The 1,285-nt window shown below is 73.7% G+C and carries 2 protein-coding genes and 1 pseudogene; 2 read left to right on the top strand and 1 reads right to left on the bottom strand.

Annotated features, from left to right (window positions below):
* A pseudogene (locus tag CCN51_RS59055) lies at positions 1-106 on the bottom strand (CU044_2847 family protein); the annotation flags it as partial.
* A 19-nt stretch (positions 107-125) separates the two neighbouring features.
* Between CCN51_RS59055 and CCN51_RS59525 the strand changes: the two are divergent.
* Together CCN51_RS59525 and CCN51_RS52455 are read left to right on the top strand one after the other, a co-directional pair.
* A complete protein-coding gene (locus CCN51_RS59525; protein WP_425444821.1) occupies positions 126-470 on the top strand; it encodes a CU044_2847 family protein in 345 nt (114 codons plus the stop codon).
* 3 nt (positions 471-473) lie between these two features.
* Positions 474-1,285, top strand: an 812-nt coding sequence (locus CCN51_RS52455) for a trypsin-like serine peptidase (RefSeq protein WP_143676268.1), incomplete at its 3' end; no start/stop codon positions are given.

Raw genomic sequence — 1,285 nt, 5'->3', positions numbered from 1 at the left:
GTTCCGTCTCCGCCCCGGTCTCCGCCGAAAGCTGCCAGGTGGCCGAAACGGTCAGGCTGGCCTGCCCGTTGGCGCCTACGATGCCCAGCTTGAGGTCCTGCCCCACCTGCACACCGAACTGCACATTGATCTCATGCGGCGGGTTCGCCGCGGCGCTGGCCACGGACGCGCTGCGTACGGTGCTGCGGCCGCTGGGCCCGCTGCTGCAGGAGGTGCACGACGCGGTGTGCGCCGCGCCGAACCCGCCGCATGAGATCAATGTGCAGTTCGGTGTGCAGGTGGGGCAGGACCTCAAGCTGGGCATCGTAGGCGCCAACGGGCAGGCCAGCCTGACCGTTTCGGCCACCTGGCAGCTTTCGGCGGAGACCGGGGCGGAGACGGAACCCGAGGCCGAGCCGGGGCCGGGCAGCCCGGACGGCGACTCCGGTTCCGGCCCCGGTTCCGGCCCCCGTTCCGGCCCCGCCGCCTGAGCCATGGGGTGGTTCCACACCCGCGGGCCCTCCTCCCGGCCCGCGGTCTCCGTCCTGGCCGGGGCCGACGGCGAGCCCGCCGGCTCCGCCGTACTGCTGCCCGGCCAGCACCTGCTGACCTGCGCGCACGTCGTCAACAGCGCCCTGGGCAGGTCCGATCCGCTGGCCCCTGACCACCCGGGTCCCGTCGCGGTGCGGGTGCGGATCATCGCCCGGGAGATCACCGTCGAGCGCGAGGCCGAGCTGACGGCCTGGATCCCGCCGCGGCTGGACGACGGCGGGCTCGGCGGCTACGAGTGGAACGGCGATCTCGCAGTGCTGCGCGTGACCGGCGCGCTGCCGCCCGCGTTCCAGCCGCCGCCCTGGCACCCCATGGCCAAGGAACAGCGGGTCCGCGCCTGGCACGGCAGCGGGGAGCCGGGGGTCTTCGCCGACGCCGAAGTGACCAACTGCGACGGCCGGTTCGGCTACTTCGACGGCGGCGACCGCTCCCTGGACATCGAGCAGTCCTACAGCGGCGGCCCCCTGTGGACGAACGACGAGAGCGTCGTCGTCGGGCTCGTCACCGCGAAGCTGGCTATTCATGGGGGTCCCGTACGCCGCGCCTGGGGCATCCCCTGGCAGCGCGTCCGGCGGGAGCTGGACGACAAGGGTCTTGCCCATCTCACCGCCGGTCCCGAGGACGGCGTACGCGACCACCCCGCCTACTGGGAGCTGGTCACCCTGCTGGACAGGCCGCTGCCGACGGTCGGTGGCTGGGCGCGCTGCGGGCAAGCCGTCGCCCGCCAGTGCGGCCTCGACCACCAGGCCGACGG

The sequence above is a fragment of the Streptomyces milbemycinicus genome, assembly GCF_002154605.1.
Taxonomy (GTDB): Bacteria; Actinomycetota; Actinomycetes; order Streptomycetales; family Streptomycetaceae; genus Streptomyces; species Streptomyces milbemycinicus.
The sequence above is the reverse complement of the archived record's forward strand: the minus strand, read 5'-3'. Positions and strand labels throughout refer to the sequence as shown.